Source organism: Rhodobacter lacus (genome assembly GCF_042683065.1).
Lineage (GTDB): Bacteria > Pseudomonadota > Alphaproteobacteria > Rhodobacterales > Rhodobacteraceae > Rhodobacter > Rhodobacter lacus.
In genome coordinates this window covers 307485-331555 of record NZ_JBHUIX010000011.1, presented here as the reverse complement: position 1 = coordinate 331555, position 24071 = coordinate 307485, and the positions used below count along the sequence as shown (strand labels likewise).

Sequence of the window (24071 nt, the reverse complement as noted above, 5' to 3'; positions counted from 1 at the left end):
TAATTATCCGTGATTTAAGGCGCGTCGCCAAAGCGGCGCGGCAGGCAAGGCCGACCTGCGACGAGGGCGCAGATCGGCTGTTCTGCGTCAGGCCTTCGGGCCGGCCTCGAGCGCATCTTCAAATGTGCGCAGCCCGGTCGTCGGCGCCTGCACCAGCACCGCCATGTTCCCCGGTTTGTGCTTGTTGCGCAGCATTTTGGTATGTGCCTGCGGGATCTCCGCCCAAGGAAAAACCTCGGACATGCAGGGGTCAATCCGGCGCTCAAGCATCATCCGGTTCGCCGCCGCGGCTTGCTTGAGATGCGCGAAGTGGCTGCCTTGCAGGCGCTTTTGATGCATCCACATGTAGCGCACGTCGAAGGTGCAGTTGAACCCCGAGGTGCCGGCGCAAATCACCACCATGCCGCCCTTTTTGCACACGAGCGAGGACACCGGGAAGGTGGACTCGCCCGGATGCTCGAACACCATGTCGACGTTCACGCCCTTGCCGGTGATGTCCCAGATCGCCTTGCCGAACTTGCGCGCCTCTTTCAGCCAGACATTGTATTCGTCCGAGTTCACCTTGGGCAGTTGCCCCCAGCAGTTGAAGTCCTTGCGGTTGATCACCCCTTTGGCGCCCAGCCCCATCACGAACTCGCGCTTGTCCTCGTCGGAAATCACGCCGATCGCATTGGCCCCTGCGGCGTTGATCAGCTGGATGGCGAAGCTGCCAAGGCCCCCCGAGGCGCCCCAGACCAGCACATTTTGCCCCGGTTGCAGATCATGCGGCGCATGGCCGAACAGCATCCGGTAGGCGGTGGCGAGCGTCAGCGTGTAGCAGGCACTTTCTTCCCAGGTCAGATGACGCGGGCGGCGCATCAATTGCTGCGCCTGCACACGGGTGAATTGCGCAAACGAGCCGTCATGCGTCTCGTAGCCCCAGATCCGCTGGCTGGGCGAAAACATCGGGTCGCCGCCGTTGCATTCCTCGTCGTCGCCGTCATCCTGGTTGCAGTGGATCACGACCTCGTCGCCCACTTTCCAGGTTTTCACCTTGTCGCCGACTTTCCAGACGATGCCCGAGGCATCGGAGCCCGCGATGTGATAGGGCTGCTTGTGGCCGTCAAACGGGCTCACCGGCACGCCGAGCCCGGCCCAGATGCCGTTGTAGTTGACGCCCGCGGCCATCACCAGAACCAGCACCTCGTGACTGTCGATCTCCCAGGTGGGCACCACCTCGACCTGAAAGCTCTGCTCGGGTTCGCCGTGCCGCTCGCGCCGGATCGCCCATGCGTACATGTTCTTGGGCACATAACCGAGCGGCGGCATCTCGCCGATTTCGTAGAGGTCTTTCTCGGGCGCGTTGTAAGGCGCAATGCCGGTGTTCTGATCGAGGGCCATCAGCGTCTCCTAGGTTTCGCCGCGCCGCAGAATCGGACGGCGTCGAGAAGGAATTAAAGCTGAGGGCGCAACAATGCAATGCCCAACGTGACGTTTTTGTAATTTTATGACCGTGAGATTTTCTGCATCTGAAAATTCAGGTGGCCACGCGCGGCGTGACCACCTGATGCGCTCAGTTGTAGGTGAAGGTGCTGATCTCGCAGATGTTGACGTTGTTCTTCACAAGCTCGTCGCCGTCTTCGAACACTGCCTTGAAATCGAATTTGCAGTAGCCGGAGGCATCGTCGAAATCGATCGTCACCGAGGAGCCGGAAGGCAGAACGTCATTGCCGAGGATGTCCTCTTCCCAGCTGCCCGAGCCGGTGTTCGAGCCGTAAAACCGAACCATCGTGAAGCCCGTCTGATTGACGATCCGCACTCTGCGGTCGAGCGCCGAGGCTGGCGCAGCCAGAGAAACGATCATGGCAGCGACTGTTGCTCCCAGCAGGAATCTTCTGGACAGCATGTATTCCCCCTTTTGAATTTTTACATTTACGAGACGACACAATCTTGCCGTCACGCCACAATGACACGTTCGTGAACGGCGGCAAAGCGTCTCTTGGGGGGAAAGATTGCGCCCGCATCGATTCCGCTCGTGCCGCGGCGCAGCGAATTGACAGCGACACATTCTTTCGCGTATCTGCATTTTTGAAGCAACAATCTTGCGAAGACCAGAATCGCCCGATGCCGGAGGCCGAGATGACCGACACGACGAAGACCGCACCTGCTGCCCGCCGCGACAAGCCGTGGCTGTTCCGCACCTATGCCGGGCATTCGACGGCAGAAAAATCCAACGCGCTCTACCGGATGAACCTCGCCAAAGGGCAAACCGGGCTCTCGGTTGCCTTCGACCTGCCGACCCAGACCGGCTATGACAGCGATCATGTGCTCGCACGGGGGGAGGTGGGCAAGGTGGGCGTGCCGGTCTGCCATCTGGGCGACATGCGCGCGCTTTTTGACCAGATCCCGCTGGAGCAGATGAACACTTCGATGACGATCAACGCGCCCGCGCCGTGGTTGCTTGCGCTTTATATCGCGGTGGCGGAAGAGCAGGGGGCGGATGTCTCGAAGCTGCAAGGCACGGTGCAAAACGACCTTGTGAAGGAATATCTGAGCCGCGGCACCTATATTTGCCCGCCGAAGCCCTCGCTCACGATGATCACAGATGTTGCCGCCTATACCCGCGAACATCTGCCGAAATGGAACCCGATGAACGTTTGCTCCTACCACCTGCAGGAGGCGGGGGCGACGCCGGAGCAGGAGCTTGCGTTCGCGCTGGCCACGGCCATCGCGGTGCTCGACGATCTGAAAACCAAGGTTCCGGCCGAGAGCTTCCCCGAGATGGTGGGGCGGATCTCGTTCTTCGTGAACGCAGGCATCCGCTTTGTCACCGAGATGTGCAAGATGCGCGCCTTCACCGAGCTTTGGGACGAGATCTGCCGCGCGCGCTACGGGATCGAAGAGGAGAAATACCGCCGTTTCCGCTATGGGGTGCAGGTGAACTCGCTCGGTCTGACCGAGCAACAGCCGGAAAACAACGTCTACCGCATTCTCATCGAGATGCTGGCGGTGACGCTTTCGAGGAACGCGCGCGCCCGCGCGGTGCAACTGCCTGCATGGAACGAGGCGCTTGGCCTGCCGCGGCCCTGGGATCAGCAATGGTCGCTCCGCATGCAGCAGATCATGGCCTATGAGACCGATCTTCTCGAATATGGCGATCTCTTTGATGGCAACCCGGCGGTGACGGCAAAGGTCGAGGCCCTGAAGGAGGGCGCGCGCCAAGAGCTCGCCACGATCGACACGATGGGGGGGGCGATTGCGGCCATCGACTACATGAAGGAGCGGCTTGTCGACTCCCATGCCGCGCGCATCGGCGGCATCGAGATGGGCGAGACCACGATTGTCGGCGTGAACCGCTGGACCGAGGCCGAGCCCTCGCCGCTTCTGGGCTCGGACGGCGGCATCATGACCGTTGATCCGAAGGTTGAGGAAGATCAGATCGCCCGGCTTGAGGCGTGGCGCGCGGCGCGCGACAAAGCGGCGGTTCAGGCTGCACTTGAGGCGTTGCGCGCAGATGCGGCTGCCGGGCGCAACATCATGCCCGCCTCGATCGCCGCCGCAAAGGCGGGCGCGACGACGGGGGAATGGGCCGGCGTGATGCGCCGCGTGCATGGCGAATACCGCGGCCCCACCGGCGTTTCGCGCGCGCCGTCAAACCGGACCGACGGGCTGGATGATATTCGCGCCGCGGTCGATGCCGTCTCCTCGCGCCTTGGGCGGCGCCTGAAGTTTGTTGTTGGCAAGCCCGGGCTGGACGGGCACAGCAACGGGGCCGAACAGATCGCCTTTCGCGCCCGCGACTGCGGCATGGACATCAGCTACGAGGGCATCCGCCTCACCCCCGAGCAGATCGTTGCGCAGGCGCTTGACGAGGGCGCGCATGTGGTGGGCCTCTCGATCCTCTCGGGCTCGCATCTGCCGCTCATCGCCGAGGTGATGGAGCGGATGCGCGCGGCGGGGCTTTCCGAGGTGCCGGTGGTGGTGGGCGGTATCATCCCCGACGAGGATGCCGCGAAACTCAAGTCTTTTGGCGTTGCGCAGGTCTATACGCCGAAGGATTTCGAGCTGAACCGGATCATGATGGATATCGTGGCGCTTGCCACTCCGAGCGAGGCGGCGGCCTGACCCGGCGCGGCGGGGGGCTGTCTGCCCCCCGCACCCCCCGAGGATATTTGTGGCAAGATGAATGGAGCGCCTTCCGGTCCCCCGGCACGCCCTGTAAGGTCGCGCCATGACAGTGCCCGCCACACTCACATTCTCCGAGGATCAGGCCGAGGCCTGGGATGCCGTTGCCGCTGCGCTGGAGGCGGCGGGGGTTGATCTTCTCGATGGCACGCTGATGCCCGACGGCGGCGCGGCGCGGGTGATGGCGGTGATCGGCAAGGCGGGCTCGGGCAAGACGCTGCTTCTGGCCCAGCTTTACAAGGCGCTTGCCGAGGCGGGGGTGGAGATCGTCTCGGGGGATTGGGAGGGCAAGCGGCGCAAGGAGCGGCGCACGCTCGCGATCCTTGCGCCCACCAACAAGGCGGCCTCGGTGCTGCGCTCGCGCGGCGTGCCGGCAACGACGATCCACCGCATTCTCTATACGCCGGTTTATCATGAGGAATATGAGCGCATCGCCGAGTGGCTGGCGGGGCAGGGGGAGCGGCCCGACCTTGAGCTTCTGAAGATCGACGGGCTTTCCGATCTTGCGCTCGACCGGGCGAAAGCGTTTTACGAGACCAATGCCTCGATCCCCGGGGCGCTGGCTGCGGCGGGGCTTCGGGGCTCTGACTTCATCTCCGGCTGGAAGCGGCGCGACGATCCGCTCGACATCGGCTTTGTCGACGAGGCCTCGATGCTCGACGAACGCCAGTTCGACGACCTGAAAGAGATCTTCCCGACGCTGGTGCTTTTTGGCGATCCGGCCCAGCTTGCGCCGGTGAACCAGTCTGGCCACATGTCGTTTGAGCGGCTGCCCGAGGCGTCGGTCCATGCGCTCCACCGCATTCACCGGCAGGCCGATGACAACCCGATCCTCGATCTGGCGCATGCGCTCGCCGATGACAGCCTCGATTTCTACACGTTCGAGCGGATGGTGGCAGAGGCGGCGGCGCGTGACGCCCGCGTGGTGCGCGCCGAGCGGGTGCAAAGCGATCTGATGGCGCGCTCGCCGGTGCTGGTGTGGCGCAACGCCACCCGCATCCGCCTCATTCAGGCGTTTCGCGCGGCCCACGGCGCGCCCGCCGATGCGCTTTTGCCCGGTGAGCCGCTCATCTGCGACGGGATCGAACTGCCGCTCAAGCACCGCAAGAAGCGCATCGACCTTGAGGCGCGCGGGCTGATCAAGGGCGCGCAGGTGATCTACCTTGGCCCCGGCAAGAAGCCCGGCTTTTCGCGCCTGCATGTGATCGGGGCGGAAGATCCGCGCCTTTCGGCGGCCTCGATCGTCAAGATCGAGATGCCCGACGAGGAAGAACCCTTCATCCCCTTTGCGGCGCGGATGGGGGCCACGTTCCTGCATGGCGCGGCGGTGACGATCCACAAGGCGCAAGGGTCGCAATGGCCCGATGTGCAGGTGTTTGCCCCCGACATCTATGCCGCCTTCCGCACCGGGCGCAGCGAGGCGGGGATTCCGCTCTGGAAGCGGCTCGCCTATGTGGCGATCACGCGCGCCGAGCACCGTCTGATGTGGGTGACGCAGGCGCGGCTGGCGCGCCCCTCGGCGCCGCTTGGGATCGAGGATTTGCCCACCGGCGCGGCGACATTGAAGCTTGAGGCCGAAGAGCAGGAGTGAGCCCGCGCGGTTCGGCCTTCCCCTTTCCGTCGCGCTTGCCTAATCTTGCCCCAACCAAGGAGAGGCCCGATGCGTTGCGTTTTCGTTCAGTTCCGTTGCCAGCCCGGCAAGACCTATGCCGTGGCCGATGCCATTTATGACCGCGAAGTGGTGAGCGAGCTCTATTCCACCTCGGGCGATTTCGACCTGATGGCGAAGGTCTATGTGCCCGACGAGGAAGATGTCGGCCATTGGCTGAACCAGAACCTCTTTGATATCGAGGGGATCAGCCGCACCCTGACGACGATGACCTTCAAGGCGTTCTGAGCGGGGCGTTTTAACGCCGGATCAGCCGGAACAGCGCCGAGGCCGCCCAGCCCGCAAAGATCGCCAGCGCCAGCGAGAGCGCGCCGTAAAGCGCGGGCTTTTCGCGCGAGAGCGTATAGACGAGCCGTTCAAGGCCGACCCGGCGCACCCGGATCCGGCTCTCGGCGCGGTCGATCAGCGTGCCGGCGCGCAAAAGGAAGATCCGCGCCTTGTAATCGCCCTCGATCAGATTTGCGGGCAGGTCGAAATCGGCCCGGAAAAGCGTGTCCTGCACCAGTTTGACCCGGCTCATCTTGAGCTGATAGGCGCCCTGCTCGGAGCGGATCCGCATCAGCGCCTCGGCATAGGGGCGGGTGTCATGCTCTCCGAGCGGCCCGGCAAAGCTCTGCATCGCGAGCGGCAGCGAGATCCGCTCAAGCGCGTCGAGGGTGGGCGGCAGGATCTTTTCCAAAGGTGCGGAGGCGGCCACGGCGTAATAGCTCGGCGCCTCCGGCACGACGATCTTGCCGGTATTGACCCAGATCCCGACTTCGCGCGATTTGCGCCGCACGGTAACGCGCTGGAGCGGGCCTTCCAGCGTGACGATGACGGAAAGCCGCCCCTCGGGTTCGGGCGCATCGCGTTTGATCGCGCCGTAAATCAGCACTGTCGAGCCGTCAAAAGAGGCAGTGAGCCCGATGTCCTCGGCGCTGAGACCGGCCACCACCTTTTCCGCTGCGGCGGGAAGGGCGAGCCAGAGCAGGGCAAGGAGCGTGGCGAGAACGCGGATCATCGCACGCTCCCTGTCGACAGGCTGTAGAGCTCGCCCGGGGGAAGCAGCAGATCGAGCCCAAGCTTCACGCCGACCGCCAGCACTAGAAGCGCAAGCAGGATGCGCAGCTGTTCCGCCTTCAGGCGCGCGCCAAGTTGCGAGCCGATCTGCGCGCCGATCACCCCGCCGAGGATCAACAAAAGCGCCAGCATCGCATCGACCGACTGGTTGGTGATCGCATGCAGCATCGTCGTGAAGGCGGAGACGATCAGGATCTGAAAGAGCGAGGTGCCGATCACCACCTTGGTCGGCATGCCGAGCAGGTAAATCATCGCGGGCACCATGATGAAGCCGCCGCCCACCCCCATGATCGCGGCGAGGACGCCCACCGCCATGCCGACGAGAAGGGGGGGGATCACCGAGATATAGAGCCCGGAGGTGCGAAACTTCACCTTGAGCGGGAGCTTGTGGATCAGCCCGTGATTGCGCGCCTTGGGCCGGGGCAGGTCCGTGCGGCGGGTGCGGCGCAGCGCGCGCACCGATTCCTGCAACATCAAAAGCCCGACGGAGCCAAGAAAGACGACATAGGAGAGCTGCACCACAAGGTCGAGCTGGCCAAGCCGGGTCAGGTAGTTGAAGAGCACGATGCCGAGGCCCGAGCCGACAAGGCCCCCCGCCTGCAACACGAGCCCCATGGGCACATCCACGGCCTTGCGCTTGAACTGCGCGAGCACGCCCGTCACCGAGGAGGCCACCACCTGATTGGCGCCGGTCGCCACGGCGACGGCGGGCGGGATGCCGATGAAAAAGAGCAGCGGCGTGATCAGAAAGCCGCCGCCCACGCCAAAAAGGCCCGACAAAAGGCCCACGAGCCCGCCAAGGCCCAGCAGCAAAAAGATGTTCACCGAGATTTCGGCGATGGGAAGATAGATCTGCATGGCGATGCTTCGGCTTTGCTCTTGCAGCATGACGCGCAAGCGCCAGCGTAGCAAGAGCGGCTTGCCGCCGGGTTAAGCGGTTTTCAGCATCCGCCGCAGGATGTGTTCGAATTTTTTCGCGCCGAGCGGCGCCATCGCCTTGGTTTGCGCGTGGCTGATCTGTTCATCGGCCATTCCCGCGCCCATGTTGGTGATGACAGAAACGGCGGCGACGCGCAGGCCAAGGAACCGCGCGAGGATCACCTCGGGCACGGTCGACATGCCGACCGCATCGGCGCCAAGCACCCTGGCGGCGCGGATTTCGGCAGGCGTCTCGAACGAGGGGCCGGAGAACCAGCAATAGACCCCTTCGGGAAGCGCGATCCCCTCGGCTGCCGCCGCCGCCTTCAGTGCAGCGCGCAGGTTCGGGTCATGGGCTTGCGTCATCGGCACGAAGCGCGCGTCGGTCGGTTCGCCAATCAGCGGATTGGTGCCGGCAAAAGCGATGTGATCGGAGAGCAGCATCACATCGCCCGGGCCAATATCGGGGCGCAGGCTTCCGGCCGCATTGGTGAGCAAGAGGCTCTCGCAGCCCAGATCGCGCAGCACTTCAAGCGGCAGGCGCATCGCGGCCGGATCGCCGTGTTCGTAGTAATGCACCCGCCCCCCGAAAACGGCGACGCGCACGCCCTCAAGCATGCCGATCACGAGTTTCGGATTGTGCCCGGATACGCCCGCCTGCGGAAAGCCCGGCAAATCGGCATAGGGGATCGCCACGCCCTCGATGCCGTCGGCCAGATGGCCGAGCCCCGAGCCGAGAATGAGCCCGAAGCGCGGTGGTTCCGCGCCGGCGCGGGTGCGGATGAGGGCGGCGAGCTCAGCGCTCTTTGACATAGGGTTGGCCTCCGGCACGGGGGGGGATCGCGCGCCCGACAAAGCCCGCCAGCACGATCACGGTGAGAATATAGGGCAGCGCATCGAGCGCAGGCACCGGGATCTTCATGTGCAGCGTGCCCTCGATCACATCGGGGCGCAGCGCAATCGCCTGCAGGAAGCCAAAGAGCATGGTGGCCCAGAGCGCCTGCCAGGGCCGCCATTTGGCAAAGATGAGGGCGGCAAGCGCAATATAACCGCGCCCCGCCGTCATCTCCCGGCCAAAGCCTGCCTGCAGCGAGGTGGCCATATAGGCCCCGGCGATGCCGCACAGAACGCCCGTCAGCATCACGGCGGTATAGCGCAGCCGGATCACCGAGACCCCGGCGGTATCGACCGATTCCGGGTTCTCGCCCACGGCACGGAGCCTCAGCCCGAAGCGGGTGCGGTAGAGCAGCCACCAGGTCAGCGGCACGCACAGAAGGGCGATGTAAACGAGGATCGAATGGCCCGAGAGCACCTTGGCATAAAACGGGCCAAAGCCCGGCACGGCTGCCAGCGTTTCGACCCCGGGAAGCTGGATCGGGGAAAACCGCGCCGCGCCGGAAAGCGGCGGGGTGCGCCCGCCTTGGCCAAAGAGCGTCTGCGCGATCAGCACGGTCGCGCCGGAGGCAACGAAATTGAGCGCCACGCCGGAAATGAGCTGATTGCCGCGGAAGGTGATCGAGGCGAGCCCGTGCACGCCAGCAAAAAGGAGCGAGGCAAAGATGCCCGCGCCAAGCCCGATCCAGGCCGAGCCGGTGGTGGCGGCAACCGCCCCCGAGGCCATCGCCGCCATCAGCATCTTGCCCTCGAGCCCGATGTCGAAAATGCCCGCGCGCTCGGAAAAGAGCCCGGCGAGGCAGGCCAGCAGCAGGGGCGTGCCGAGCCGCAGGGTGGAGCCCAGAACTTCGATCAGCGTTGCATAATCCATCACGCGGCCCCCCGGGCTGTGCGGAAGAAGGGGGTGAGCATCATCCGCACCATCGTGTCGAGCGCGCCGGTGAAGAGGATCACAAGCCCCTGCACCAAAAGCCGCAGCTCAATGGGAATGGTGGTCCAGAGCCCCATTTCCGCCCCGCCCTGATAGAGAAAGCCGAAGAGAAGCGCGGCCAGAAACACGCCAAACGGATGGTTGCGCCCCATCAGCGCGACGGCGATGCCGATGAAGCCCGCCCCTTCCGAGGCGTTCTGCACCAGCCGCTCACTCTCCCCCATCACGTTGTTGATTGCCATCAGCCCCGCGAGCCCGCCCGAGATCAGCATCGAGAGCATGATCACCTTGGTGGGGGAGATCCCGGCATAAACCGCAGCACTTTCAGATTTGCCGAAGGCGCGGATCTCGTAGCCGAGCCTTGTGCGCCACAAAAGCGCCCAGACCGCAAAGCAGGCAGCAATGGCCACGAAAAAGCTCACATTCGCGGGCACCTTGTTCGAGAAAATGAGCGAAAGCCCCGGAATCTCCCCAAAGTTCGGGAGCTTCGCGCCAACCGGGAAGCGTGCCGAGGCCGGGTCCATCTGCCCGATCGGGCGCAGCACCTCAACCAGCATGTAAACAATGAGCGCCGCACCGATATAGTTGAACATGATCGTGGTGATGACGATATGCGAGCCGCGCTTCGCCTGCAGCCAGGCCGGAATCGCCGCCCAGGCGGCACCGAAAAGCGCGGCCCCCACGCTTGCCGCCAAAAGCGCAATCGACCAGTGCGGCCAAGGCAGGGCAAGGCAGACCAGGGCCACGCCCAGCCCGCCCAGTTGCGCCTGCCCCTCGCCGCCGATGTTGAACTGCCCGGCGTGATAGGCGACCGTTACCGCGAGCCCGGTGAAGATGAACGAGGTGGTGTAATAGAGCGTATAGCCCCAGCCGTAAGGGGAGCCGAGCGCGCCATCGACCATCACCGTCACCGCCTCGACCGGATCGCCGCCGATGGCAAGGATCACGAGCGCCGAGATCACCGCGGCCAGCAGAAGCGAAATGAGCGGCACCAGAACGAGGTCGGCCCAGGTTGGGAGTTTTGCCATCACGCGGCCCCTGCTTCGGTCGCGACCCCGGCCATCAGAAGGCCCAGTTCGCGCTCATTGGTCTGATCGGGCAGGCGCTCGCCCATGATCTGCCCGTCGAACATCACCGCGATCCGGTCGGAAAGCGACAGGATCTCCTCCAGCTCGACCGAGACGAGAAGGATTGCCGCGCCCGCATCCCGCAGCTCGACGATGCGGCGGTGGATGAATTCGATCGCGCCGATGTCAACGCCGCGGGTCGGCTGGCCAACGAGCAAAAGCACCGGGTTGCGCTCGATCTCGCGGGCGAGCACGATTTTTTGCTGGTTGCCGCCCGAGAAGCTTTTGGCGGGCAGCTGCGGGTTTGGCGGGCGCACGTCAAAGCGCGCCATCTTGCCCTCGGTGTCGCGGATGATCGCGTCATTATCCATGAAAAGCGCGTTCGCCTGATAGTCGGGCGCACCGTGATAGCCGAAGGCGATGTTCTCCCAAGCCGCAAAGTCGAGAATGAGGCCAAGGTGATGGCGGTCTTCGGGCACATGGGCAATGCCCGCGGCGCGCCGGGTCTGGCCGGTGGCGCCGGGGCCTGAAAGCACCAGATCTTGCCCCAAGAGGCTGACGCGCCCCTCGATCTTGCCGGGCGCAAAGCCGCCCAACACGTCAAGTAGCTCGGACTGACCATTGCCCGCCACACCGGCAATGCCCAGGATCTCGCCTGCGCGGATTTTCAGGCTGACGCCCTTGAGGCGTGCAACGCCCGCGCCATCCGTCGCCCGCAGGTTCTCGACGTCGAGCACCGTTGCGCCGGGTTGCGGGGCCGCCTTGGGCACATGCAGCAGCACCTTGCGCCCCACCATCAGCTCCGCCAATGCCTCGGGCGAGGTTTCGGAGGTGGTGACCGTGGCCACCATCTCCCCGCGCCGCATGACGCTTACCCTGTCGGTGATCTCCATGATCTCGCGCAGCTTGTGGGTGATCAGGATGATCGTTTTGCCCTGCGCCTTCAGCCCGCGCAGAATGCGGAACAGGTGGTCCGCCTCGTCGGGGGTGAGCACGCCGGTCGGCTCGTCGAGAATGAGGATATCCGCCTGCCGGTAAAGCGCCTTCAAGATCTCGACCCGTTGCTGATGGCCGACCGAAAGCGCCTCGATCACCGCCTCGGGGTCCACCTCAAGCTCGTATTCCTGGGCGAGATGGGCGAGCGTCTTGCGTGCCTTGGCGAGCGAGGGGCGCAAAAGCGCGCCCTCTTCGGCGCCGAGAATGACATTCTCGAGCACGGTGAAATTCTGCACCAGCTTGAAATGCTGGAACACCATGCCGATGCCTGCGCGGATCGCGGCCTGACTGTCGGTGATGGTGGTGGGGCGGCCGTTGATGAAGATCTCGCCCGCATCGGCGCGGTAAAAGCCGTAAAGGATCGACATCAGCGTCGACTTGCCCGCGCCATTCTCGCCGATGATGCCATGGATCGTGCCGGGCATCACCCGGATCGAGATGTCCTTGTTCGCCTGCACCGGCCCGAAGGCCTTGGAAATGCCGCGCAATTCGATGGCCGGCGCCCCGGCCTGCATGTTTGAAGGGGCGGCAGTTGCCTGCCGCCCCGAAGCCTTGCCCAGAGTCATCATTCCACCGGGCAGGTGTTGTCCGCCATGTAATCATGCACCGCGATCTCGCCCGCCTTGATCTTTTCGGCGGCGGCATCGACCGCGGCTTTCATCTCCGGGGTGATCAGATCGGCGTTATATTCGTCGAGCGCATAGCCCACGCCCTCATCCTTGAGCCCCGAGACAACGAGGCCGGTCTCAAGCGCCGGGCCATCCTTGAACGCCTCATAGACCGACAGATCAACGCGCTTGACCATCGAGGTCAGCATATGGCCCGGGTGCATGTAGTTTTGGTTGCTGTCGACGCCGATGCCGAGAATGCCCTCGTCGGCGACGGTTTGCAGGATGCCAAGCCCGGTCGAGCCCGCCGCTGCATAGATCACATCGGCGCCCTGCGCGATTTGCGCCTTGGTGAGTTCGGAGCCTTTCACCGGGTCGTTCCACGCGGCGGGGGTGGTGCCGGTCATGTTCATCACCACTTTCGCCTCGGGGTTCACGGCCTTCACGCCCTGCGCATAGCCGCATTCAAACTTGCGGATAAGCGGGATGTCCATGCCGCCGACAAAGCCGACGGTGCCGGTTTTCGAGGCCATCGCGGCCATCATGCCGACAAGATAGGAGCCTTGTTCCTCCTGAAACACGACCGAGCGGACGTTGGGCTGATCGACCACCATGTCGATGATGACGAATTTGGTGTCCGGGTAATCCGGCGCCACGGTGTTGAGCACATCGCCAAAGGCAAAGCCGGTCATCACGATCGGGTTCGCGCCCGATTCGGCAAAGCGGCGCAGCGCCTGTTCGCGCTGGGCCTCGGATTGCATCTCAAGCTGCTTGTAGCTGCCGCCGGTTTCCGCCACCCATTTCTCGGCGCCATTGAAGGCCGCCTCGTTGAAAGATTTGTCGAACTTGCCGCCGAGGTCGAAGATCAGCGCGGGGTCGGCCGCGGCGGCGCCCGCGCAAAGCGCCAGGGTGGCGACCGCGCCCAGAAGCTGTTTCATCATCGTCATGGATCTCTCCCGGTCAATGTTATGCATTCCGATGCGGAACGCTCTTGGCGGGCCAAGCCCGCGGACCAGATCGATAGGGCCGCGAAACCGGGAGAGGGTCAAGCGGGATTTTGGCAGACGTATCAGCTTGGGGGGCGGCTTGAGCGGGGGCTGCTCAAAGCGTCAGCACCAGCACGAGCGCATCGTCGGTCGTGCCGTCTGGCGCGTGGTAATAGCGCTTGCGGCGGCCTGCCTCTTGCCATCCCGTTGCCGCATAAAGCGCGCGCGCGGGGCTGTTGCCCGCAGCCACTTCAAGGAAGGCCGTTGCGGCGCCGCGCGCGCGCGCGGCTTGTGCAAATTGCGCCATGAGTCGCGCTGCCTTGCCCTGTCGGCGCGCGCCCGGATCAACGGCAAGGGTCAGCAGTTCGGCCTCATCTGCGATGACCCGACCCAGCAGGAAGCCGCCGGGTTCCGTAAGCAAAAAGCAGGGCGCCGAGGCCAGAAGCTCGGCAAATTCCGCCGCCGACCACGGGCGCGGCGTGGAAAAACAAAGAGCATGCAGCGCGGCCAGCGCCTCCGGCGCCATCAGTCGAGCAGCTTTGGCGGCGCGTCGGAGGGCGGCGCGGCATCGGCGCCACGCAGATAAAGCGGCGCCGGGCGCGGTTGCGCGGTGCCAAGGCGGCGGCGCGCGACGCGGGCGATCGCCACGGCGAGCGGATAGGCGGCCCGCGCTTCCGGGGCCATCACGGGGCTGCCCGCCCCCTCTTCCATCAGGCTTTCCAGCGGCGCAAGCCGTGGCGGCTCGGCGCCGGTTTCCGAAAAACGTTGCGCATAGGCCTCGCCGCGGCGCGCATCAAGGAGCACAGTCACGGGGCGGGGCGTGCCCTCGGCGCGCGCCTCGAAGCTCGAAACGCCAATCGCCGGAATGCCGAGCGACAGGGCGAGCCCCCGCGCGGCGGAGACGGCAATCCGCACGCCGGTGAAATTGCCGGGGCCAATGCCCGCGCCAAGCGCGGCAAGATCGCGCCAGCCGAGCCCGGCGCCGGCGAGCAGGTCTTCCAGAAGCGGCATCAACCGTTCGGCCTGCCCCTTCGCCATCTCTTCGACCCGTTCGGCCAGCACCCGCTCGCCCGCAAGCAAAGCGGCCGCGCAATGCGCGGCCGATGTGTCGAAGGCCAGAATGACGGGCTCAGCCGGCAACGGCGCGCACCTCGCTCACTTCGGGGATATAGTGGCGCAGGAGGTTCTCGATCCCCATCTTCAGCGTATAGGTGGAGGAGGGGCAGCCCGCGCAGGCGCCCTGCATGTGCAGATAGACAATGCCCTTCTCGAAACCGTGGAAGGTGATGTCGCCCCCGTCGCGCGCCACCGCCGGGCGCACGCGCGTGTCGAGCAACTCCTTGATTTGGGAGATGATCGCACCATCCTCGCCGTCATCGGCGCCGCCTTCCGTGTGACCACCGGCCGCCGCGCCCATCAAGACCGGCTGGCCGGATTGATAATGCTCCATGATCGCGCCAAGGATCGCGGGGCGGGCGTGGGCCCAGTCCGTTGCCTCGTCTTTCGTTACGGTGACGAAATCGGCGCCCAAAAACACCGCCTTCACGCCTGCAACCCGGAAGATCCGGCCCGCGAGCGGCGAGACCTGCGCGGCCTCTTCGGTGGTGAAATCGGCGCTGCCTTCGCCCAGCACATCGAGCCCGGGCAGGAATTTCAGCGTGGCGGGGTTCGGGGTGGTCTCGGTCTGGATGAACATCGGCGCCTCCTTGGCTTGGGGCAGATATGCGCGCTCTGACCAATTTCGTCAAGTTTTGGGGGCGAAACCTTTTGCCCCACCCCCCGCGGGGTGCCACGCCGGCAGAGCGGGCTCAGGTGATCGCCTCAAGCCGTTCCTTGGACATGTCGCCCGGCACGATGGTGACCGGAATCGGCAGGTTGCCGGAGTTGCGGCTCATCTGCGTCACGAGCGGGCCGGGCCCGGCTTTCTCGGTGCCCGCGCCCAGCACCAGCACCCCGATCTCGTGGTCTTCATTCACGAGCGCGAGGATTTCAGAGACCGGATCGCCCTCGCGGATCACGAGTTCGGGGTTCACCCCCTGCTTGTCGCGCATCCATTTGGCAAACACCTCGAAATGCGCCTCGATCGCCTCGCGCGCCTCGGCGCGCATGATATCGGCCACCCCGATCCAGTGCTGGAATTCCTCGGGCGAGATGATCGCGAGGATCGTCACCCCCCCATGCGTATGCGCGGCGCGCATCGCCGCATAGCGCATCGCATTGAGGCATTCACGGGTCTGGTCGAGCACGACGAGAAACTTGCGCATACGCACCTCCGGCATTGCCGCCATGATCACCCTCCCGATGCGTTTTGGCAACTGCGGTCCGGGCCCTCCTCGACCCGGGCCGCCGATCCCGGCTCAGAGCCGGTGGCTTGCCGCAAAATCCCAATACAGGCTGCGGATCCGGTCTGTCACCGGGTGGTCGCCATAGGTGACATCGTCAAAGGCGCTCACCGGGGTGACCTTGGCGAAGTTGCCCGAAAGGAACACCTCGTCGGCCTGCCGCACATCCTCGATGGTGAGCACGCATTCGTGCACCTCCATGCCCGCGGCGCGCATGTTGGCCATGTGGCGTGCCCGCGTGATGCCGGAGAGGAAGGTGCCATTGGCGATCGGCGTCATCGCCACGCCGTCTTTCACGATGAACATGTTGGCCGAGGCGGTCTCGGCCACATTGCCCATCGCATCGCACACGAGCGCATTGCCAAAGCCCTTGCGCTTGGCCTCCACCAGCATCCGCGCATTGTTGGGGTAAAGGCAGCCCGCCTTGGCGTTGCAAACGTTGTCGGCCAGAACCGGGCGGCGGAACTGGGTTGTTGTGAGCGTGGTCGCCTTGTCGGCGGGCGGCATCGCCACCTCTTCGAGGCAAAGCGCGAAGCGGGTGGAATCTTCGAGCGGCGAAATGCCAAGCTCGGAGCCGTCAATCGCCCAATACATCGGGCGCACATAAACCGCTGCATCGGGCGCGTATTTGCGCAGACCCTCACGCGCGATCTCGACCATGTCTTCGGCGGAAATCGTCGGCGTGATCATCAGAGCTTGCGCCGAGCGGTTGACGCGCGCGCAATGCAGGTCAAGGTCGGGGATCAGCCCCTCGAAGAGCCGCGCTCCGTCGAACACCGAAGAGCCCTGCCAGAGCCCGTGATCGGCGGCGCGCATAACCGCAATATCGCCCTCGTGCCATTTGCCCTCGAACCATGTGCGGATATTCGTGCCGAATGCCATTTGTCGTCTCCTTTTCGTGGCCGGATGCTAAGCACCCTGTGCCGCAAAGGTCCAGAGCACGGATTGTATCAATTCTGCTGCGGCAGAAGGCGGCGCGTGAGTGGTTGGTGCCGCCTCCGTGAGGTGCTATCGCTGGCGACGATGACCCAACCGGCGAAAGGCGCCCGATGCGCAAGGATCTTCAGATCAGCCCTCCTGCCACGCCCAGGCTGCTCGTGGTCGGCGGCTCGGGGCGGCTCGGGCGGCTGCTGCGCCGGGCCTGGCCGCTGGCGGGGGCGGGCGTGCGCCCGCTCTGGCAGGCGCGCAGCCCAGAGGCTTTCGCGGGGCTCGGCGGGCCAGATCTCGTGTTCGACCCGCTGCGCGACGCCGAAGCCTTTGCAGCAGCCGTGAGCGGTGTGGATGCGGTCTTGATGCTCGCCGCCCCGGTTGCGGGCGATGCGGCGCATCTGGCCACCACCACCGATCTGGCGCGCGCTGCCCTGCGCGCGGCGGCGGGGCGCCCGCTTGTCCTCGCCTCTTCGGCGGCCGTCTACGGCCTTGCGCAGGGGCTTTGCCGGGAGGATGCGCCGGTCGCGCCGGTTTCCGATTACGGGCGCGCCAAGGTGGAGATGGAGGCCGCTGTGGCAAGCGCGCCGGGCGTGGTCGTTGTGCGCATCGGCAATGTGGCGGGCGCGGATGCGCTTCTTGGCCACCCCGCCGCGGCGGCAAGGACGCTCCATGTCTTTGAAGACGGGCGTGCCCCGCGGCGCAGCTACATCGGGCCACAAGCGCTGGTGCGGGCGCTGGCGCGGCTTGTGCGGCTCGCCACCGCCGGGGCCGATCTGCCCGAGGTGATCAACCTTGCGCTGCCCGGCACCGTGGGGATGGAGGCGCTGCTTGAGGCCGATGACCAGCCCTGGCAGGCCGAGCCTGCGCCCGCGACGGCGATTGCACAGGTCGAACTTGATGTGGCACGCGCGCAGCGCCTTGGCCTTGTGCCGGAAGAGGGTGCGACGGCGCGGCGGATCGTCGCAGATTGGCGCGAGCTTGAAACCCTGCGCGCGCGGCAAAGCGATGCCGGGCAGGCAGAGGGGTGACGACATGAGCGTTTCGAAGCGGCTGTTCGACATATGCCTCGCGCTCCTGCTCCTGCTGCCGATCGGGGGGATGGCCGCCACCGTGCTTCTGGTGCTGATGCTCACCCAGCCGCGACCGTGGTTTTATGCTGCGGAGCGGATGAAAACCCCGACCGAGGGGTTCAGGCTCTGGAAGTTTCGCACCATGACGGTGGTGGCCACTGATGCCGGGGTCTCTGGGGGCGACAAGGCGGCCCGGATCACCCCGGCGGGAAAAATGCTCCGGCGCTACCGGCTCGATGAGCTGCCGCAAATATGGAATATTCTGAAAGGGGATATCAGTTTTGTCGGGCCACGCCCGCCGCTGCGGCTTTATGTTGAGCGGTTTCCCGAAATTTATGCGCGCGTGCTGCAAAATCGCCCCGGCGTGACCGGGCTCGCCTCGATCCATTATCATCGCCATGAGGAATGGCTGCTGGCGCGCAGCCGCTCTGCCGCGCAGACAGACCAGATCTATTGCGCGCGCTGCATTCCCGCCAAGGCCCGGCTGGACGGAATTTACGCCGCCCATGCCTCGGTGTGTTTCGACTTGCAGTTGATCGGGCGCACCATCGCCCGGATGCTCGGGCGCACATAGCGAAAGGCGCGCCAGGGCTGATTTTGGCTGCGCAGGCGAAAGTATGCCCATGCGCAAAGGGCGCACGGGGTAAGTAATGGCATACTGTGGCATGAAATCGCTAGTTGTGGTTTTCTGCGCCTGCACATGGTTGACCCGAGTCGTCTGCGGGGTATTGTCGGACAGAAATTAATATAGGGGGACGGACGGGACGTGTTCGTCAAGTCCATCATATCACTGAGCAGGCGCCAGAAAGCAGTTATCCTGCTTGCCATGGATATTCTGCTCGTGGCGGCATCCTACCTGCTGGCGCTGGTGCTTCTGACGATTGACGGACCGCCTCTGCCGGGGGGATTGCGCAGCACTTTGGTGCAATTGCCGGCCCTGCTCGTGACGGCAGGCGGGCTCTCGGTTGCGCTCGGGCTCTCGCGGCGGCGGCTGCGTGATTATCAGGGCAACGCAATCGCACTCTCGGTGCTGCTCGCGGTCGTGCTGGCGGTTGGCTCCTTTGTCCAGGCGCGCGTGGCAGGGCTTGCGCTGCCGGGCGGTGTGTATGTGGTTTTTGGCCTGCTGTGCTTCATCGGCCTCTTTTTGAGCCGTGTCACACTGATCTGGGTGCTCACAGAAATTTATCGGCATTCCCGCAATTTCAAGCGCGTCGCCATTTATGGGGCGGGGCGCACCGGCATGGCGCTCGCGCATGAGTTGCGCAAGAGTGATGATTTTGTGGTCTGTGCCTTTCTCGATGACAACGCGGCCCTGCGCGGCATGACGCTCAACGGGCTGCAGGTCTATCCGGGGGCGCAGGCGGGCAAGGTGGTCGAGCGCTACAAGGTCGACCGCATCATCCTTGCGATGCCATCGCTCTCGATCGACAAACAGACTTTCCTGTCAAAGCGTCTCGAAAAGCTTGGCCTGCAAGTGCAGAGCCTGCCCGCGTTCACGCAATGGCACGGCGGGGCGGAGCTGCGCAAGATGCTCACCCCGGTGGGGCCGGCCGCGCTTTTGAGCCGCGATCCGCTCTGTCAGAACCTTTCCGCGGGGTGCAACGCCTATCGCGACGCCAATGTGATGATCTCTGGTGCGGGCGGGTCCATCGGGCTTGAGCTGTGCCGCCAGATCGTGGCTTGCCGGCCGCGCAAGCTGGTGCTGTTCGAACTCTCCGAGCTTGCGCTTTACAATGCCGATGCCGAATTGCGGGTGCTCGCCGAGGCGGTGGGCGTGGAAATCGTGCCGGTGCTGGGCTCGGTGGCCGATGCCGTGCAGGTGCGCCGGGTGCTGGCCGAGCATGAGATCGAGATCGTGCTCCATGCCGCGGCCTACAAGCATGTGCCCCTCGTCGAGGTCAATCCGCGCGCGGGGCTTGCCAACAACACGCTTGGAACGGCGGTTCTGGCGCGGGCGGCGCGCGATGGCGGGGTGCGCCGCTTCGTGCTTGTGTCTTCCGACAAGGCGGTGCGGCCGGGCAACCTGATGGGCGCCTCCAAACGCTTTGCCGAACTGGTGGTGCAAGATCTCGCGGCGCGTCCGGGCAAGACCCTGTTTTCCATCGTGCGCTTTGGCAATGTGCTTGGCTCTTCGGGCTCCGTGGTGCCGCTGTTTCAGGAGCAGATCGCCCGTGGCGGCCCGGTGACGTTGACCGACGAGAATGTGTCTCGTTACTTCATGACAATTCAGGAGGCTTCGCGCCTCGTGCTGCTGGCAGGCTCTTTCGCCGAGGGGGGCGAGGTGTTTGTGCTCGATATGGGCAAGCCGGTCCGCATCGGCGAGCTTGCGCGCAAGCTGATCGCGGCGGCGGGCTTTACTGTGCGCGATGCCGCGAACCCCGATGGCGATATCGAGATCGTCACCACCGGTCTGCGCCCCGGCGAAAAGCTGCACGAAGAACTGATGGTGCGCCGCGGGGCGACCACGACGGCGCATCCGAAAATTATCTCGGTGCGCGAAGACCACCTGTCCGAGCTGGAAACGGCGGCGGCGCTGCGCGATCTGCGCGATGCGATCGAGCGCGGGTCGGATGCCGATGCGATTGCCGCTGTGGCCTGGGCCGTGCCGGAATATGCGCCCAAGAGCCTGCCCGAGGATGCGCTGCAATGCCAGGTCGTGCGCGCGCGCCGCAAGCGCGACCACGAGGTTCCGGCGGAATAATCAGCCAAACGGATCGGACGGGTAGCCCACGCCCGTCAGGTAAAGCCCCTGCGGCGGCGCCACCGGGCCGCAGGCGCTGCGGTCTTGGGCGGCGAGGGCTGTGGCCACATCTTCAGGGGCCCAGCTTCCGGCCCCCACGCGCTCCAGCGTGCCGATGATCGAGCGCACCTGATTGTGCAGAAAGCTGCGCGCGCGCAACCGGAACCGGTATTCGCGGCCCTGCGGCAAGGCGATCTCTTCGAGCGTGATCTCGTCCAGCGTCTTTACCGGCGATTTCGCCTGACACATGGCCGCGCGGAACGTGGTGAAATCGTGCCGGCCCAGCAGATGCGCGGCGCCCGCCCGCATCGCCTCGGCGTCGAGCGCATTCTGGACCTGCCAGACCTGCCCGCGCTCGAACACGACCGGCGCGCGGCGCGCCACCAGCCGGAACAGGTAGCGCCGCTCGGTGGCCGAAAACCGGGCATGAAAGTCGTCGGCCACCCGCGCGCAAGCCGTAATCGCCACCGGTGCGGGGCGCAAATGGTGGTTGAGCGCCTCGGACAGGCGGAACGGCTCCCAGTCCTTCGCAAGATCTGCATGGGCGACCTGCCCGGTTGCATGCACCCCGGCATCGGTGCGGCCCGCCGCGGCAATCGTGTGTGCGCGCGGCTCAAGGCGTGCAAGGGCCGCCTCAATCGCCCCCTGCACCGAGGGCTGCTCGGCCTGCCTTTGCCAACCGGCAAAGGGGGCCCCGTCATATTCGATCCTGAAGGCATATCTGGGCATGGTCGGGCGATAGCGCGGCGCCGCCCGGCGCGCAATGGCCTTGGCCGGTGCCGCCGCCCCTGCGCTGCTTTCGCCCCTGTGAATCGCAGGGGGCCGCGCCTATCTTGTTACAAAACAGGAAAGGCAGCGCAGTGGGTATCACCGAGATTGCCGATGACATCGGCCGCAGCATCGAGGGGCTTGGCTCCTCGGTTTCCGAAGCCCTGTTCGAGCCGGTGATCCGGCTCGGCGTCACCGGCCTGTCGCGGGCCGGCAAGACCGTTTTCATCACCTCGTTGGTGGCAAACCTGCTCGACCGGGGAAGGATGCCGGCCTTGACGGGGGGCGAGCGTATCCGCGCCGCCTATCTCAAGCCGCAGCCCGATGATACCGTGCCGCGCTTCGATTATGAGGCCTATCTTGCCGATCTGACCGGCCCCGCCCCGCATTGGCCCGAGGGCACGCGCGCGGTCTCGGAGTTGCGGCTGAGTTTCCGCGTTGCCTCGGGCGGGCTTCTGGGCGGGCTGCGCGGGCTGCGCACCGTGCATCTGGATATTGTCGATTACCCGGGCGAGTGGCTTCTCGATCTCGGCCTGATCGAGCAAAGCTTTGACGACTGGTCGACCGGGGTGCTCGACCGGTTGCCGGGGCGGCCCGGCGCGGATGACTTCCTGCGGGTTCTCGACGAGGTGGACCTTTACGCCGCGCTGGAAGAGCCGCGTGCAAAGCAGCTTGCCGAGGCCTTCACCAGGCATCTGCAGGCCGCGCGCGAGGCAGGCTTTTCCGATTGCTCGCCGGGGCGGTTCCTGCTGCCCGGCGAGATGGCGGGCTCGCCCGCGCTCACCTTTGCCCCGGTGCCGCCGGCCCGCTACCCGCGCCATTCGCTTGGCCGGGAGATGGCGCGCCGGTTCGATGCCTACAAGCGCGAGGTGATCAAACCCTTCTTTCAGGACCATTTCTCCCGCATCGACCGGCAGGTGGTGCTGGTCGATGTGCTTGGCGCGATCCACGCCGGGCCCGCCGCGCTTGAAGATCTGCGCCAATCCATGGCGGGCATCCTCTCCGCCTTCCGCCCCGGTGTGCCGGGCCTTTTGCTCACGCTGATGGGGGTGAAAAAGGTCGAAAAGATCCTCTTTGCCGCGACCAAGGCAGACCATTTGCACCACGCCCAGCACGCGCGGCTGACCGCGATCACCGAGGCGCTGTTGCGCGAGGCGAAGGACCGGGCGGATTTTGCAGGCGCGCAGACCATGGCGATGTCGCTTGCGAGCCTGCGCACCACCTCGGAAGACATGATCCCGCATGAGGGTGAGGAGCTTCCGGCGGTGCGCGGTCGGCTCAAGGACGGGCGCTCGGTCGCGCTTTATCCGGGCGATCTGCCCGAAGACCCGGCGCAGCTTCTCGCGCCCGCGCGGGAGGGGGCCGAAAGCTGGCTTGATGCCGATTTCGGGCTGATGAGCTTTGCCCCCGCGCCGGTGGTGCTGCGCCCCGGCGAGGGCCCGCCGCATATCCGGCTCGACCGCGCGGCAGAATTTCTGTTCGGGGACAAGCTATGAGAAAACCGGTCGTATTTGAACTTGATGCGCCGCCGGTCTCTCCGGCGGAGGCGCCGCCCGTTGTCGATATCCCCACGCCCGCAGAGGCGCCGCAGGGCCGCGCAATGCAAATCGCCGCCCGGCTCGCCACCCGCCCCCGCTCACGGCTCACGCGCTTTTTCTGGCAGGCCACCTCGGCGCTTGTGGGCTTTTTCGTCACCATCGCGCTGTGGCAATTCATCGACGGGCTGTTTGCCGCCAACCCGATCCTTGGCTGGGTCGCCTCCGTCTTGGTGGGGGTGTTCCTGTTTGCCGCGTTTCTGGTGACGATGCGCGAGGTCTCGACCTTCGCGCGGCTCGGCCGGCTCGACAAGATCCAGCAGGAGGTGACCGAGGCGGCAGCGCATGACCAGCTCAAGGCGGCGCGGGCGGTGGTGAGCAAGCTGCAAAAGCTCTATGCCGGGCGGCCCGACATGGAATGGTCGCTCTCGAAGCTGAAAGAGCGCGCGCCCGAGCAGCTTGATACGCATACGCTTTTGCTGCTGACCGAGACCGAGCTGATGGCGCCGCTCGATGCCGCGGCGCGCCTTGAGGTGGAGGCGGCGGCGCGCACGGTGGGCACGATCACGGCGATCGTTCCGCTTGCGCTTGCCGATGTGGCAACCGCGCTCATCGCCAATATCCGCATGATCCGCCGCGTGGCGGAAATTTATGGGGGCCGGGCCGGGGCGCTGGGGGCGCTGCGGCTTGCGCGCACGGTGATGACGCATCTGGTGGCAACGGGGGCGGTCGCTGCGGGGGACGATCTGATCGACACGGTCGCGGGCGGCCATGTCGCGGCCAAGCTCTCGCGCCGCTTTGGCGAGGGGATCGTCAATGGCGCGCTCACCGCGCGCGTCGGCATTGCCGCGATGGAAGTCTGCCGACCGATGCCGTTTTCCGCCTTGCCGCGGCCAAAGGTGCGCAGCCTCACCGGGCGCGCGCTCTCGGGTGTGTTCTCGAAAGCGAAGGACGACTAACGCAGGTTCGGCACGGCATCGGGGGGGCGTCCGACATCCTCGACGCCCATCCTCAGCCCCTTGCCGATCCGGTGCGCCAGGGCTGACCATGCCGCGGCGGCCTCGGGCGCAAGTGTCTCGCGCAGCACGGCATCGAACGTGGCAAGCCAGAGCGGGAAATGCCCGCCCGCGACATCGCCCGCGCGGCGGTGCGCGATCATCGGGCTGCCCTCGTAGCCTTTTTGATGCAGGATCGAGCCCTTCCAGAACCGCGCGATCTTGGCTTCATGATGCGCCCAGTCCGTGACATGGGCGGCAAAGATCGGCGCAAGCTCCGGGTGGGCGCGCACACGGGCATAAAAGCGCGCAACGACGCGCTCGATCTCTTCCTCGGTAATGGTGAAGCGGGGGGGCGGCAGGGTGTTCATGGGGGAAATGATACGCCGAAGGCGGCGC

Annotated in this window: 24 protein-coding genes; 8 read left to right on the top strand and 16 right to left on the bottom strand. The window is 65.4% G+C overall.

The window, feature by feature from the left end:
• Positions 1 to 87: 87 nt before the first annotated feature.
• Positions 88 to 1380, bottom strand: coding sequence for a crotonyl-CoA carboxylase/reductase (gene ccrA, locus ACFSM0_RS11200; RefSeq protein ID WP_377390342.1), 1293 nt, complete (start codon positions 1378 to 1380; stop codon positions 88 to 90).
• Between the two features lie 172 nt (positions 1381 to 1552).
• Positions 1553 to 1843, bottom strand: coding sequence for a hypothetical protein (locus ACFSM0_RS11195; protein ID WP_377390340.1), 291 nt, complete (start codon positions 1841 to 1843; stop codon positions 1553 to 1555).
• Positions 1844 to 2118: 275 nt separating this feature from the next.
• Between ACFSM0_RS11195 and ACFSM0_RS11190 the strand changes: the two genes are divergently transcribed.
• From ACFSM0_RS11190 to ACFSM0_RS11180, 3 genes are all read left to right on the top strand, one after another.
• Positions 2119 to 4104, top strand: a complete 1986-nt coding sequence (locus tag ACFSM0_RS11190) for a methylmalonyl-CoA mutase family protein (protein ID WP_377390338.1) — start codon at positions 2119 to 2121, stop codon at positions 4102 to 4104.
• A 106-nt stretch (positions 4105 to 4210) separates the two neighbouring features.
• Positions 4211 to 5755 (top strand): ATP-dependent DNA helicase, encoded by a 1545-nt coding sequence (locus ACFSM0_RS11185; protein WP_377390336.1) that lies wholly within the window; start codon positions 4211 to 4213, stop codon positions 5753 to 5755.
• Positions 5756 to 5824: 69 nt separating this feature from the next.
• Positions 5825 to 6061, top strand: a complete 237-nt coding sequence (locus tag ACFSM0_RS11180; protein ID WP_377390334.1) for an Lrp/AsnC ligand binding domain-containing protein — start codon at positions 5825 to 5827, stop codon at positions 6059 to 6061.
• Positions 6062 to 6071: 10 nt separating this feature from the next.
• Here ACFSM0_RS11180 and ACFSM0_RS11175 read toward each other — a convergent pair whose 3' ends face one another.
• From ACFSM0_RS11175 to ACFSM0_RS11120, 12 genes are all read right to left on the bottom strand, one after another.
• Positions 6072 to 6833 carry a TIGR02186 family protein gene (locus ACFSM0_RS11175; protein WP_377390332.1) on the bottom strand — a complete coding sequence of 254 codons (762 nt, stop codon included), beginning with the start codon at positions 6831 to 6833 and terminating at the stop codon, positions 6072 to 6074.
• Positions 6830 to 7750, bottom strand: coding sequence for a sulfite exporter TauE/SafE family protein (locus ACFSM0_RS11170; RefSeq protein ID WP_377390330.1), 921 nt, complete (start codon positions 7748 to 7750; stop codon positions 6830 to 6832). The genes ACFSM0_RS11175 and ACFSM0_RS11170 overlap by 4 nt, the downstream gene beginning before the upstream one ends.
• A 72-nt stretch (positions 7751 to 7822) precedes the next feature.
• Positions 7823 to 8623 carry a purine-nucleoside phosphorylase gene (locus tag ACFSM0_RS11165; RefSeq protein WP_377390328.1) on the bottom strand — a complete coding sequence of 267 codons (801 nt, stop codon included), beginning with the start codon at positions 8621 to 8623 and terminating at the stop codon, positions 7823 to 7825.
• On the bottom strand, positions 8607 to 9575 hold the full coding sequence (locus ACFSM0_RS11160) for an ABC transporter permease (protein ID WP_377390326.1): 969 nt from the start codon (positions 9573 to 9575) through the stop codon (positions 8607 to 8609). Before ACFSM0_RS11160 ends, ACFSM0_RS11165 begins: the two co-directional genes overlap by 17 nt.
• Entirely contained in the window at positions 9575 to 10663 is a 1089-nt protein-coding gene (locus ACFSM0_RS11155; protein ID WP_097068451.1) for an ABC transporter permease, read from the bottom strand. The genes ACFSM0_RS11160 and ACFSM0_RS11155 overlap by 1 nt, the downstream gene beginning before the upstream one ends.
• A complete protein-coding gene (locus ACFSM0_RS11150; RefSeq protein WP_377390578.1) occupies positions 10663 to 12213 on the bottom strand; it encodes an ABC transporter ATP-binding protein in 1551 nt (516 codons plus the stop codon). Before ACFSM0_RS11150 ends, ACFSM0_RS11155 begins: the two co-directional genes overlap by 1 nt.
• Before the next feature lie 50 nt (positions 12214 to 12263).
• Complete coding sequence (locus tag ACFSM0_RS11145) at positions 12264 to 13253, bottom strand: BMP family lipoprotein (RefSeq protein ID WP_377390323.1); 990 nt, start codon at positions 13251 to 13253, stop codon at positions 12264 to 12266.
• Positions 13254 to 13407: 154 nt separating this feature from the next.
• Positions 13408 to 13818 (bottom strand): GNAT family N-acetyltransferase, encoded by a 411-nt coding sequence (locus ACFSM0_RS11140; RefSeq protein WP_377390321.1) that lies wholly within the window; start codon positions 13816 to 13818, stop codon positions 13408 to 13410.
• On the bottom strand, positions 13818 to 14432 hold the full coding sequence (tsaB, locus tag ACFSM0_RS11135; RefSeq protein WP_377390319.1) for a tRNA (adenosine(37)-N6)-threonylcarbamoyltransferase complex dimerization subunit type 1 TsaB: 615 nt from the start codon (positions 14430 to 14432) through the stop codon (positions 13818 to 13820). Before tsaB ends, ACFSM0_RS11140 begins: the two co-directional genes overlap by 1 nt.
• On the bottom strand, positions 14422 to 14988 hold the full coding sequence (locus tag ACFSM0_RS11130) for a NifU family protein (protein WP_377390317.1): 567 nt from the start codon (positions 14986 to 14988) through the stop codon (positions 14422 to 14424). Before ACFSM0_RS11130 ends, tsaB begins: the two co-directional genes overlap by 11 nt.
• A gap of 112 nt (positions 14989 to 15100) precedes the next feature.
• Positions 15101 to 15556: a universal stress protein gene (locus ACFSM0_RS11125; RefSeq protein WP_377390315.1), complete on the bottom strand. Its 456-nt coding sequence runs from the start codon at positions 15554 to 15556 to the stop codon at positions 15101 to 15103.
• Positions 15557 to 15649: 93 nt separating this feature from the next.
• Entirely contained in the window at positions 15650 to 16516 is an 867-nt protein-coding gene (locus tag ACFSM0_RS11120; protein WP_377390313.1) for a branched-chain amino acid aminotransferase, read from the bottom strand.
• Positions 16517 to 16683: 167 nt separating this feature from the next.
• On the opposite strand from ACFSM0_RS11120, the gene ACFSM0_RS11115 reads away from it, so the two are divergent.
• The 3 genes from ACFSM0_RS11115 (at position 16684) to ACFSM0_RS11105 (ending at position 20335) form a co-directional block, all read left to right on the top strand.
• Positions 16684 to 17592 carry an NAD-dependent epimerase/dehydratase family protein gene (locus ACFSM0_RS11115; protein ID WP_377390311.1) on the top strand — a complete coding sequence of 303 codons (909 nt, stop codon included), beginning with the start codon at positions 16684 to 16686 and terminating at the stop codon, positions 17590 to 17592.
• Between the two features lie 4 nt (positions 17593 to 17596).
• Positions 17597 to 18208, top strand: a complete 612-nt coding sequence (locus tag ACFSM0_RS11110; RefSeq protein ID WP_377390309.1) for a sugar transferase — start codon at positions 17597 to 17599, stop codon at positions 18206 to 18208.
• 252 nt (positions 18209 to 18460) lie between these two features.
• Entirely contained in the window at positions 18461 to 20335 is a 1875-nt protein-coding gene (locus ACFSM0_RS11105) for a polysaccharide biosynthesis protein (RefSeq protein WP_377390307.1), read from the top strand.
• On the opposite strand, the gene truA is transcribed toward ACFSM0_RS11105, so the two are convergent.
• Entirely contained in the window at positions 20336 to 21103 is a 768-nt protein-coding gene (gene truA / locus ACFSM0_RS11100) for a tRNA pseudouridine(38-40) synthase TruA (protein WP_377390305.1), read from the bottom strand. It abuts the gene before it with no gap.
• Between the two features lie 131 nt (positions 21104 to 21234).
• Here truA and ACFSM0_RS11095 point away from each other — a divergent pair, with 131 nt between their 5' ends.
• Together ACFSM0_RS11095 and ACFSM0_RS11090 are read left to right on the top strand one after the other, a co-directional pair.
• Complete coding sequence (locus ACFSM0_RS11095) at positions 21235 to 22638, top strand: YcjX family GTP-binding protein (RefSeq protein ID WP_377390303.1); 1404 nt, start codon at positions 21235 to 21237, stop codon at positions 22636 to 22638.
• Positions 22635 to 23636, top strand: a complete 1002-nt coding sequence (locus tag ACFSM0_RS11090) for a YcjF family protein (protein WP_377390301.1) — start codon at positions 22635 to 22637, stop codon at positions 23634 to 23636. Before ACFSM0_RS11095 ends, ACFSM0_RS11090 begins: the two co-directional genes overlap by 4 nt.
• On the opposite strand, the gene ACFSM0_RS11085 is transcribed toward ACFSM0_RS11090, so the two are convergent.
• Positions 23633 to 24043 carry a group III truncated hemoglobin gene (locus ACFSM0_RS11085; protein ID WP_377390299.1) on the bottom strand — a complete coding sequence of 137 codons (411 nt, stop codon included), beginning with the start codon at positions 24041 to 24043 and terminating at the stop codon, positions 23633 to 23635. The genes ACFSM0_RS11090 and ACFSM0_RS11085 overlap by 4 nt on opposite strands.
• Positions 24044 to 24071 lie beyond the last annotated feature (28 nt).

What these genes read in the sequence shown, in the direction of transcription:
- ccrA (WP_377390342.1), bottom strand. Translation starts at nt 1,380, where the DNA reads ATGGCCCTCGATCAGAACACCGGCATTGCGCCTTACAACGCGCCCGAG.
- ACFSM0_RS11195 (WP_377390340.1), bottom strand. Translation starts at nt 1,843, where the DNA reads ATGATCGTTTCTCTGGCTGCGCCAGCCTCGGCGCTCGACCGCAGAGTG.
- ACFSM0_RS11190 (WP_377390338.1), top strand. Translation starts at nt 2,119, where the DNA reads ATGACCGACACGACGAAGACCGCACCTGCTGCCCGCCGCGACAAGCCG.
- ACFSM0_RS11185 (WP_377390336.1), top strand. Translation starts at nt 4,211, where the DNA reads ATGACAGTGCCCGCCACACTCACATTCTCCGAGGATCAGGCCGAGGCC.
- ACFSM0_RS11180 (WP_377390334.1), top strand. Translation starts at nt 5,825, where the DNA reads ATGCGTTGCGTTTTCGTTCAGTTCCGTTGCCAGCCCGGCAAGACCTAT.
- ACFSM0_RS11175 (WP_377390332.1), bottom strand. Translation starts at nt 6,833, where the DNA reads ATGATCCGCGTTCTCGCCACGCTCCTTGCCCTGCTCTGGCTCGCCCTT.
- ACFSM0_RS11170 (WP_377390330.1), bottom strand. Translation starts at nt 7,750, where the DNA reads ATGCAGATCTATCTTCCCATCGCCGAAATCTCGGTGAACATCTTTTTG.
- ACFSM0_RS11165 (WP_377390328.1), bottom strand. Translation starts at nt 8,623, where the DNA reads ATGTCAAAGAGCGCTGAGCTCGCCGCCCTCATCCGCACCCGCGCCGGC.
- ACFSM0_RS11160 (WP_377390326.1), bottom strand. Translation starts at nt 9,575, where the DNA reads ATGGATTATGCAACGCTGATCGAAGTTCTGGGCTCCACCCTGCGGCTC.
- ACFSM0_RS11155 (WP_097068451.1), bottom strand. Translation starts at nt 10,663, where the DNA reads ATGGCAAAACTCCCAACCTGGGCCGACCTCGTTCTGGTGCCGCTCATT.
- ACFSM0_RS11150 (WP_377390578.1), bottom strand. Translation starts at nt 12,213, where the DNA reads ATGCAGGCCGGGGCGCCGGCCATCGAATTGCGCGGCATTTCCAAGGCC.
- ACFSM0_RS11145 (WP_377390323.1), bottom strand. Translation starts at nt 13,253, where the DNA reads ATGACGATGATGAAACAGCTTCTGGGCGCGGTCGCCACCCTGGCGCTT.
- ACFSM0_RS11140 (WP_377390321.1), bottom strand. Translation starts at nt 13,818, where the DNA reads ATGGCGCCGGAGGCGCTGGCCGCGCTGCATGCTCTTTGTTTTTCCACG.
- ACFSM0_RS11130 (WP_377390317.1), bottom strand. Translation starts at nt 14,988, where the DNA reads ATGTTCATCCAGACCGAGACCACCCCGAACCCCGCCACGCTGAAATTC.
- ACFSM0_RS11125 (WP_377390315.1), bottom strand. Translation starts at nt 15,556, where the DNA reads ATGCGCAAGTTTCTCGTCGTGCTCGACCAGACCCGTGAATGCCTCAAT.
- ACFSM0_RS11120 (WP_377390313.1), bottom strand. Translation starts at nt 16,516, where the DNA reads ATGGCATTCGGCACGAATATCCGCACATGGTTCGAGGGCAAATGGCAC.
- ACFSM0_RS11115 (WP_377390311.1), top strand. Translation starts at nt 16,684, where the DNA reads ATGCGCAAGGATCTTCAGATCAGCCCTCCTGCCACGCCCAGGCTGCTC.
- ACFSM0_RS11110 (WP_377390309.1), top strand. Translation starts at nt 17,597, where the DNA reads ATGAGCGTTTCGAAGCGGCTGTTCGACATATGCCTCGCGCTCCTGCTC.
- ACFSM0_RS11105 (WP_377390307.1), top strand. Translation starts at nt 18,461, where the DNA reads ATGGATATTCTGCTCGTGGCGGCATCCTACCTGCTGGCGCTGGTGCTT.
- truA (WP_377390305.1), bottom strand. Translation starts at nt 21,103, where the DNA reads ATGCCCAGATATGCCTTCAGGATCGAATATGACGGGGCCCCCTTTGCC.
- ACFSM0_RS11090 (WP_377390301.1), top strand. Translation starts at nt 22,635, where the DNA reads ATGAGAAAACCGGTCGTATTTGAACTTGATGCGCCGCCGGTCTCTCCG.
- ACFSM0_RS11085 (WP_377390299.1), bottom strand. Translation starts at nt 24,043, where the DNA reads ATGAACACCCTGCCGCCCCCCCGCTTCACCATTACCGAGGAAGAGATC.